This window comes from Limnohabitans sp., assembly GCF_030158565.1.
Taxonomy (GTDB): domain Bacteria; phylum Pseudomonadota; class Gammaproteobacteria; order Burkholderiales; family Burkholderiaceae_C; genus Limnohabitans_A.
Genome location: NZ_JAOASQ010000048.1, coordinates 1 through 8825, shown reverse-complemented (window position 1 = coordinate 8825; position 8825 = coordinate 1). Strand labels below are relative to the sequence as shown.

Here is an 8825-nt window from a genome sequence, read left to right as displayed (position 1 = left end):
CGGGGTCGCCCTGCACCAGGCGGTAGCGGTCGCGGGTGTCTTGCCAAAAGCGCTGAAAGGCGGGTTCCAGATCGCCGTGCAGAACCACGGTGGCCGCGTCCGCTTGCCCTGCGCCCAGGTAGTCAAACACGGTAGCGGTTTCTTCAAAAAACAGCGGCAGGTAGTACTCGATGCCCGCCGTGGCCACGCCGTTGCCCATGTCTTTGTAGATGCGGCTCTTGGTCGGGTCGCCTTCGAGCAGTTCGCGCCAGCGGCTTCGGAATCGGCCACGCGCCGCCTCGTCCATCGGGAACTCGCGCCCCGGCAAGAGCCGCACCTCGGGCACGGGGTAGAGGCTGCGCTGGCTGTCTGGGTCAAAGGTGCGGATGCTGTCGATCTCGTCGTCGAACAGGTCCACCCGGTAAGGCACCAGCGAGCCCATAGGGAAGAGGTCAATCAGGCCGCCGCGCACCGCGTATTCGCCAGGGCTGACCACCTGGCTGACGTGCGAGTAGCCCGCCAGCGTCAACTGGGCCTTGAGCTGAGCTTCGTCCAGCTTTTGCTTGACCTTGAACTCGAAGGTGTAGCCCGCTAAAAAGGACGGCGGGGCCAGCCGGTACAGCGCGGTGGTGGCCGGCACCAGCACCACGTCGGCGCTTTCTTCGTGGTTACGCTGCTTGATGCGCCACAGGGTCGCCAAACGCTCGGAGATCAAGTCCTGGTGCGGCGAAAAGGTGTCGTAGGGCAGTGTTTCCCAGTCGGGGAACATCACGCAGCGCAGGCCGGGCGCAAAAAACACCAGCTCGTCCATAAGCCTTTGTGCATCGGCCGCGTCGCTGGTCACGATGGCGGTGAGCTTGCCCGCTTTTTTCTCGCGCTCGGCCAGCTGCGCCAAGAGCACGGCATCGGCCGATCCGACAGGGCGGGGCAGGGTGAAACGTTTGCCGGAAATCAGGCTGGGCAGTTGCATGGTGGAGATGGGCAAAGGCGAAGAAAAAAGCAGAACACCCCCCACCAAAAAGGAGGGGGGTGTGGAAATTCCGAATTGCCCTGATTTTAGAAGCTTTGATGTGTTGATGAGGGCGGTGTTTGTATTGGGCACAGTCTTCGCTAGGTTGGCGCCTTCAGCCCCGACAGGGCTAGATGGACCGACGGCATTTGTCGGGGCCGAAGCCAACGACCTGCAAAACTACAATGTCAACTTATGAACGACCGCACCCCTTCGACCCGTTTTCACGCCCTCATCCCTTGTGCGGGCACGGGCACCCGTGCTGGTACGGTGCAACCCAAGCAATACCAGCAGGTGGCTGGGCAGCCGATGGTCATGCACACCGTGCAGGCTTTGGCGCAGGTCGCGCCATTGGCCAGTGGCTGGGTGATTTTGTCGCCCGATGATGGGCATGTTTGGGCCGAGCAAGGCTGGCCCGCACATTTCAAACGTGTGGCCTGTGGCGGTGCCAGCCGCGCCGAAAGCGTGTTCAATGGCCTGCAGGCCATGTTGGCCGCAGGACTTGACCCACAAGACTGGGTGTTGGTGCACGACGCGGCCCGTTGTCTGGTGTCGCCCGCGTCGGTGACCCGTTTGATCGAGACTTGCCGCGATGACGCGGTCGGCGGTTTGCTGGCACTGCCTTTGCCAGACACGCTCAAAAGCGAGGAGGGTGGTCGCGTGTTGGCCACGGTACCGCGTGAGCACAAGTGGCTCGCGCAAACGCCGCAGATGTTTCGCCTGCAGGCCTTGCACGATGCGCTGGCAGCGGTGGCTGCCAGTGGCTTTGCGGGCATCACCGATGAAGCCAGCGCGATGGAGCGCTTGGGCTTGAAGCCGCGCCTTGTGGAAGGCACGGCTCAGAATTTCAAAATCACTTATCCGGCCGACTTTGCGTTGGCCGAAGCCATTTTGGGGAGCAGAGCATGAGTTTCAGAATCGGTGAAGGCTGGGACGTGCATGCCCTGGTACCCGGTCGTAAGCTGATTTTGGGTGGGGTGGAAATCCCGCATACAGCGGGTCTTCTGGGCCATTCGGATGCCGATGTGCTCTTGCACGCCATCACCGATGCGTTGTTGGGCGCGGCGGGGCTGGGCGACATCGGGCGGCATTTTCCGGACACGGATGCGCAATTCAAGGGCGCTGACTCGTCGGTCTTGCTGGCCGAGGCCATGCGCCGGGTGCGTGCGGCCGGTTATGAGTTGGTCAACGTGGACAGTACGGTGATTGCCCAAGCCCCCAAGCTGGCACCGCACATGGCCGCGATGAACGCCTCGGTGGCCAAGGCGCTGGGTGTGCAGCCCGATCAGGTCAATGTGAAAGCCAAAACGGCCGAGAAGCTGGGACCCGTGGGCATGGGTCAAAGCATGGAAGCGCGGGCCGTGGTGTTGCTGGAAAAGCGCTGATGGCGTGTTGTGTGCAGTTGGACTTCTGTGGGGCAGCTGGACGATGCCGGGAAATGGATGCCGGATCAAGTCCGGCATTGCAGATGCGTGCTTGGGTTCCGGATCAAGTCCGGCATGACAGACGCGTGCTTGGGTGCCGGATCAAGTCCGACATGACAGATCCTTGCTTGTCACCCCGGGCTTGAACCGGGGTCCATCCACCACAGGCTTTAAGCCGCGTCGACCTGCCTGAATTTCATCAAGGCCATCAAACCGCCTGAGCTGTTGTTGAACACCGAAAAGGTGCCGCCCATGCGCTGCACCGAGCGCTCCACAATCGCCAGTCCAAGGCCTGATCCAGTGGCCGAGGTGCGCGCGGTGTCGCCCCGGTAAAAGGGCTGGGTCAGGTTTTTCAAGGTTTCTTCGGACACGCCAGGACCCTGGTCACGCACACGCAACAGCACCCAGCCATCGTGCACGCGGGCCACGATCTCGACACGGGTCACACCATCGCTGGGGCTTTGGCCGTAACGACGGGCGTTTTCCAGCAGGTTGGACAGGACGCGACCCAGCTCGACGGTTTCCGCCTTAACGTGCAAGTCTTCGGCAATATCCACTGAAATCTCAAAGCGCGGGTTGTGGCGCCATGGGGCAATGCAGCGGCTGACCACACCCGATAACAACACGGGACCGAGATTGGTTGGCTCAGGCCGTGCGTAGTCGAGGAATTTGTCAATGATTTCGTCGAGCTGGGCGATGTCGCCTGCCATGAGTTCACGGGTCTCGGGGTCGGCCACACTCAATTCGGTTTCCAGTCGCAAGCGGGCCAGCGGCGTGCGCAAGTCGTGAGAGATGCCAGCCAGCATCAAGGCCCGTTCGGCTTCGATCTTGGCCAGCCGCTCGGCCATGCGGTTGAACCCGATGTTGACTTCGCGGATCTCGCTGGTGGCGGCGTGCTCGTCCAGCGTGGAGGTGTTGAAGTGTCCTTCTCTGACCTGACTGGCTGCGTAAGAGAGTCTTTTGAGGGGGCGGTTCATCAAGCCAGCCATGATGGCCGCTCCTGTCAAGGAGAGTGCGATGGCCATGCTGAACCACACCAGCCAGGTTGTTCCGCCCAATGGCTTGAGTCGCTCGGGGTCCATTTGGAGCCAGTAACTGTCGCGTTCAATGGTGAAGCCTACCCACAACCCTGATTTTTCGTTCACGCTGGAGGCGACCGCTGTGCCTTCACCGAGTCGGTTGATCATTTCCTGCGCGAGTTGTTTCTCCATCGCAGTTTCACCAAACACCTCGATGCGGTCGTTGGGCTCTCGCGTCTGGATATTGACGTCTTCTTCATCGGCCAGGGTCTTGAGCAATGACACGCGGGCAATGGCGTCGCTGTGCGTCAAGGCGGTTTTGGTCAGGTTGACGACCGTGGCAATCTGGTGCGCGTTGCGCATGATGCGTGGCTCGTACTCTTGCGTTCGAAAAAGTTGCAACCAAACCAAGCTGCTGCACAGGATCAACAACGCCAGCAAGACAAACGTGCGCCAAAACAGGCTGAATTTCAGCCTGCGCGGTGTCGTGGTTGTCAGCGCAACGTTTTCCGGCAATGTGACTTCAGTGGGGCTCACGATTGGCCATCGGGAACGAAGACATAGCCTACCCCCCAAACGGTTTGGATGATTTTGGGCGAAGCTGGATCGAGCTCAATCATTTTGCGCAAACGTGAAACCTGAACATCCAAGCTGCGGTCAAACGGTTCAAATTCACGGCCGCGAGCCAGTTGTGCCAACTTGTCCCGACTGAGGGCTTGGCGAGGGTGGCGCACCAGTGCTTTGAGCATCGCGAACTCACCCGTGGTCAGTGGAATGTCTTGCCCGTTTTTACTGAGCGCACGCACACCCAGATCCAGTGAGAATTCGCCGAACGTGATGACTTCTTTGTCGTTGGCAGGCGCTCCGGGGACTTCAGCCTGAGGCCTGCGGCGTAAGACAGCATGGATCCGCGCGAGCAGTTCGCGTGGGTTGAAGGGTTTGCCCAAGTAATCGTCTGCACCAATTTCCAGGCCGTTGATGCGGTCCACATCTTCGCCTTTGGCGGTCAGCATGATCACTGGAATTTTGGTGCCGTTGCCGCGAAGTCGTTTGCAAATGCTCAAGCCGTCTTCCCCAGGCAGCATCAAGTCCAGCACAAGCAGATCGATGGTCTCGCGCTGAAGGATGCGGTCCAAAGCGCGCCCGTCTTCTGCCAACAAAACGTCAAAACCTTCTTGCGACAAGAATCGGCGAAGCAGATCACGAATGCGTGCGTCGTCGTCGACGATGACGATCTTGTCCAAGCGGGAGGTAGGTGCAGTCATGGTGAGATTTTTTATAAAGTCGTCGATAACGCCGTTTACTGAGCGGTCCAGCCGCCGTCCATGTTCCAGGCCACACCGCGTACGTTGTTGCCTGCAGGCGAGCAGAAAAAGACCGCCAACTCACCCAGTTCTTCGGGGGTGGTGAATTGCATGGACGGCTCTTTTTCCTGCAGCAGCAGCTTTTTGGCTTCTTCGTTGGACAGGCCCATGGCCGCAGCTTTGGCGTCCACCTGCTTTTGCACCAGAGGGGTCAACACCCAGCCGGGGCAAATGGCGTTGCAGGTCACGCCGGTGGTGGCGTTTTCCAGCGCGGTGACTTTGGTCAAACCGACCACGCCGTGTTTGGCGGCCACATAAGCTGATTTTTCTGCAGAACCCACCAGGCCGTGGATCGAGGCCACATTGATGATGCGGCCCCAGTTGGATGCCTTCATGGCGGGCAAGGCCAGGCGGGTGGCGTGGAATGCGCTGGTCAGATTGATCGCAATGATGGCGTCCCAGCGTTCGACGGGAAAGTCTTCGACTTTGGCCACATGCTGGATACCGGCGTTGTTGACCAGGACGTCCACGCGGCCAAATGTGTCGGCCGCGAACTTCATCATGGCTTCGATTTCGTTGGCTTTGCTCATGTCGGCGCCGTGGTAGGCGACTTTCACGCCCAGTGCGGCGATTTCTTTCTGGGGGCCTTCGGCGTCGCCGAAACCGTTCAAAACGATGTTGGCGCCTTGTTTGGCCAAGGCCTTGGCAATGCCCAGACCAATACCGCTGGTTGAACCCGTGACCAAAGCTGTTTTACCTTGCAACATGATTTCCACTCCAGATGAATTAGGATGCATAAAAGTCCATTATCGCGCTGCCCAATGACTCTTTTGGGTAACGTCTGATCTGATTGTGTCCGATTGTCATGACCACCAGCGATTTGCAGCCTCAACTTGAATTTGTGTCTTGCCCCCACCCTGAGGGCCAGCACCGCATGGCCTATTGGCGTTGGGGGGATGCCCAAGCCCGCCGGGTGGTGGTCTGCGTGCATGGTTTGACCCGACAGGGGCGCGACTTTGACCGTTTGGCGAAAGCCTTGGTGGCCCGCAGTGCCGAGCCTTTGCAAGTCATTTGCCCCGATGTGGTGGGGCGCGGTCGCAGCGAATGGCTTGAGGACCCCATGGGCTATCAAGTCCCCCAATACGCGGCCGACATGCTGGCCTTGCTGGCGCAAGTGCGTGCTCAGTGTGGTGCCGAATTGTTGAGCCTGGACTGGCTTGGCACCAGCATGGGCGGGCTCATTGGGATGGTGCTGGCCGGTCAGCCGGGTTTGCCTTTGCCCAGCCCGATTCGACGTTTGGTGCTCAACGATGTGGGGCCCGCGATCACATGGGCCTCGGTCGAGCGAATGCAAACATATGTTGGCCGTTATGGCCAGTACCGAGACCTGGACGAAGCTGCTGCGGCCATGTGGGCGTTGTCGCAGGGTTTTGGTCCTGTACCAGCGGATGTGTGGCGCGAGATGTCTTCGCACATGGTTCGGCCCTGCGCGGATGGCGCGGTCACTTTGCATTACGACCCGGCCATCGGGACGCCCGTGCGGGCGTTGACGCCTGAAGCAGCCCAAGCGGGCGAGGCGCTGCTTTGGAGCGTGTACGACCAGATACAGGCGAAAACCTTGCTCATTCGTGGGGCCGATTCTGATTTGCTCACCCCCGAAACGGCTTTGGCCATGACCGAGCGTGGCCCCAAAGCCAAATTGGCTGTTTGGGCCGATTGCGGTCATGCCCCCACCATCACCAGCGATGTGCACATCGAGGTGGTGGCCAATTTCTTGCTTGCGGCTTGAGACCATGGTCAGTCCCAACACCAGCCACGCGGCCAGCCCGACACGCATCTCGACGCATTTGCATGCGGCGGTGCCGCCGGTCATGCTGGCCACGGCCGACAACGCCGATCTGGCGGACACCCTGGCCCGTGCCCGCGCATTTGCCGAGCCTTTGATCTCGGGCGAAAGTCTGGACACGGGCGAGAACATCCTCACGCACGCCGATGCGGTGGCCGCCATCCTGGCCGAGATCGGTGGCTCGGCCCAAATGCAGGCGGCCAGTTACCTGGTCTATGCCTGCCCGCACCTGAACAAACCCGAAGACGTCATTGCCAAGGCCTTTGGCCCCAACTTGGCACAGCTGGCCATGCAGACCAACCACCTGGTGCATGTGCAGCGCTTGTCAAGAGCAGCCGAGACCAGTGCGCAACTGGTCGACGATCCCAAGCTGCAAACCGAAAACGTGCGCAAGATGCTGCTGGCCTTCAGCCGCGATCTGCGTGTGGTCATGCTGCGCCTGGCCTCCCGTCTGCAGACCTTGCGCCATTACGCGGCCACCAAGCTGCCGGTCCCGCCCGCACTGGCCCGCGAGTCCTTGCAGGTGTTTGCACCTTTGGCCAATCGCTTGGGCATCTGGCAGATCAAGTGGGAGATGGAAGACCTGTCTTTCCGTTTTCTGGAGCCGGTGACCTACAAGGAAATCGCCAGCTTGCTTGATCAAAAGCGGGGCGAGCGCGAGCGTTACATGGTGGACTTGCGTGAGCGCATGCAGCAAGAACTGGCCGCGCAGGGCGTCAAGGCACAAGTCGACGGGCGACCTAAACACATCTACAGCATCGTGCGCAAGATGCGCGGCAAGTCGCTGGCCTTTGACCGGGTCTTCGACATCCGGGCGCTGCGTGTGGTGGTGCCCGCCGTGTCGGACTGTTACCAAGTGCTCAGCTGGGTGCACGAACACTTTGTGCCGATCGCCGAAGAGTTTGACGACTACATCGCCAAGCCCAAGCCCAACGGCTACCAGTCGCTGCACACGGTGGTGCGCGATGTGGATGGCAGGCCGATCGAGATTCAAATCCGCACCCAGGCCATGCACGACCATGCTGAGCATGGCGTGGCGGCGCACTGGGCCTACAAGGAAGCCGGAGCCAAGGGCTATGCGGGCGTTTCGGCCAGCAGCGACTACGACGCCAAGATCGCGGTCTTGCGGCAGCTGCTCGCGTGGGAGCGTGATTTGTCCGGTGCAGGGCAGGGCGAAGGCCTGTTCGACGACCGCATTTATGTGCTGACGCCCGACGCCGCCGTGGTGGAACTGCCGCAAGGCGCCACGCCTGTGGACTTTGCTTACACCGTGCACACCAATTTAGGCCATCGCTGCCGTGGGGCCAAGGTCGACGGCGCCATGGTGCCTCTCAACACGCCCCTGGCCAATGGCCAAACGGTCGAGGTCACTGCCATCAAGGAAGGCGGCCCTTCACGCGACTGGCTCAACCCCGAGTTGGGTTATTTGGCCAGCAACCGTGCCCGTGCCAAGGTGCGTGCCTGGTTCAACGCGCAGATCAGCGAAGAGACCATCGCGCGTGGGCGCGAGGCGGTCGAAAAACTCTTGCAACGTCTGGGCCGCACCTCCACCAAGCTGGAGGATTTGGCCAGTCAGCTGGGTTTCAAGTCGGCCGAGGGCTTGTTCGAGGTCGTGGGCAAAGACGAATACTCGCTGCGCAACATCGAGGTGTTGCTCAACCCGCCTGAGCCCGCCCTTTTGCCTGACGAGTACCTGCAAAAGAAATTCAAAGGCGCAGTGGCGCGCAAATCACCATCGGGCGTGCTGGTGGTGGGGGTGGATTCGCTCTTGACCCAGTTGTCGCGCTGCTGCAAACCTGCGCCGCCCGATGTGATCAGTGGCTTTGTCACCCGAGGCAAGGGCGTGAGCATCCATCGCCAGGACTGCAGCAATTTCCGCGAGCTGGCGTCGCGCCATGGTGAGCGGGTGATCGACGTGCGATGGGGTGAGCACAAAGGGCCTGACGGTGCGGTTTATCCCATCGACGTGTCGGTTGAAGCGTTTGACCGCCAAGGCTTGCTGCGAGACATCTCGGAAGTCTTTGCCAAAGAAAAAATGAACGTGATCGGGGTGCAAACCCAATCGGTCAAGGGCACAGCCTGGATGACTTTTACAGTAGAAATCAGCGATGCGGCGGGTCTGAACAAGGTGCTGGGCACGGTGCGAAACGTCAAAGGTGTTCGGGCAGCCCGAAGACGCTGATTTTTGGTGCTATAATTCAAGGCTTCAACAGGCGCGTAGCTCAGCTGGTTAGAGCACCACCT

7 protein-coding genes and 1 pseudogene are annotated in these 8825 nt (G+C 60.4%); 4 read left to right on the top strand and 4 right to left on the bottom strand.

The window, feature by feature from the left end:
- A pseudogene (locus Q1W40_RS10795) lies at window positions 1-949 on the bottom strand (transcription-repair coupling factor); the annotation flags it as partial.
- A gap of 234 nt (window positions 950-1183) precedes the next feature.
- On the opposite strand from Q1W40_RS10795, the gene ispD reads away from it, so the two are divergent.
- Window positions 1184-1897 carry a 2-C-methyl-D-erythritol 4-phosphate cytidylyltransferase gene (gene ispD / locus Q1W40_RS10790; protein ID WP_300711761.1) on the top strand — a complete coding sequence of 238 codons (714 nt, stop codon included), beginning with the start codon at window positions 1184-1186 and terminating at the stop codon, window positions 1895-1897.
- Window positions 1894-2373, top strand: coding sequence for a 2-C-methyl-D-erythritol 2,4-cyclodiphosphate synthase (gene ispF / locus Q1W40_RS10785; RefSeq protein WP_300711759.1), 480 nt, complete (start codon window positions 1894-1896; stop codon window positions 2371-2373). The genes ispD and ispF overlap by 4 nt, the downstream gene beginning before the upstream one ends.
- A 209-nt stretch (window positions 2374-2582) precedes the next feature.
- On the opposite strand, the gene Q1W40_RS10780 is transcribed toward ispF, so the two are convergent.
- The 3 genes from Q1W40_RS10780 to Q1W40_RS10770 all read right to left on the bottom strand — a co-directional run bounded on the left by Q1W40_RS10780 (window position 2583) and on the right by Q1W40_RS10770 (window position 5502).
- On the bottom strand, window positions 2583-3833 hold the full coding sequence (locus tag Q1W40_RS10780; protein WP_300711757.1) for an ATP-binding protein: 1251 nt from the start codon (window positions 3831-3833) through the stop codon (window positions 2583-2585).
- A 131-nt stretch (window positions 3834-3964) separates the two neighbouring features.
- Window positions 3965-4696, bottom strand: a complete 732-nt coding sequence (gene ompR / locus Q1W40_RS10775) for a two-component system response regulator OmpR (protein WP_108322756.1) — start codon at window positions 4694-4696, stop codon at window positions 3965-3967.
- A gap of 35 nt (window positions 4697-4731) precedes the next feature.
- Complete coding sequence (locus Q1W40_RS10770; protein WP_300711754.1) at window positions 4732-5502, bottom strand: 3-hydroxybutyrate dehydrogenase; 771 nt, start codon at window positions 5500-5502, stop codon at window positions 4732-4734.
- Window positions 5503-5600: 98 nt separating this feature from the next.
- Here Q1W40_RS10770 and Q1W40_RS10765 point away from each other — a divergent pair, with 98 nt between their 5' ends.
- Both Q1W40_RS10765 and Q1W40_RS10760 read left to right on the top strand, forming a co-directional pair.
- Window positions 5601-6524, top strand: coding sequence for an alpha/beta hydrolase (locus Q1W40_RS10765; protein WP_300711752.1), 924 nt, complete (start codon window positions 5601-5603; stop codon window positions 6522-6524).
- A gap of 82 nt (window positions 6525-6606) precedes the next feature.
- Window positions 6607-8763, top strand: coding sequence for a bifunctional (p)ppGpp synthetase/guanosine-3',5'-bis(diphosphate) 3'-pyrophosphohydrolase (locus tag Q1W40_RS10760; protein ID WP_300711763.1), 2157 nt, complete (start codon window positions 6607-6609; stop codon window positions 8761-8763).
- The last annotated feature ends 62 nt before the right edge of the window (window positions 8764-8825 follow it).

Excerpts from the sequence above, each read along its gene's own strand:
- ispD (WP_300711761.1), top strand. The coding sequence starts at position 1,184 with ATGAACGACCGCACCCCTTCGACCCGTTTTCACGCCCTCATCCCTTGT.
- ispF (WP_300711759.1), top strand. The coding sequence starts at position 1,894 with ATGAGTTTCAGAATCGGTGAAGGCTGGGACGTGCATGCCCTGGTACCC.
- ompR (WP_108322756.1), bottom strand. The coding sequence starts at position 4,696 with ATGACTGCACCTACCTCCCGCTTGGACAAGATCGTCATCGTCGACGAC.
- Q1W40_RS10770 (WP_300711754.1), bottom strand. The coding sequence starts at position 5,502 with ATGTTGCAAGGTAAAACAGCTTTGGTCACGGGTTCAACCAGCGGTATT.
- Q1W40_RS10765 (WP_300711752.1), top strand. The coding sequence starts at position 5,601 with ATGACCACCAGCGATTTGCAGCCTCAACTTGAATTTGTGTCTTGCCCC.
- Q1W40_RS10760 (WP_300711763.1), top strand. The coding sequence starts at position 6,607 with ATGCTGGCCACGGCCGACAACGCCGATCTGGCGGACACCCTGGCCCGT.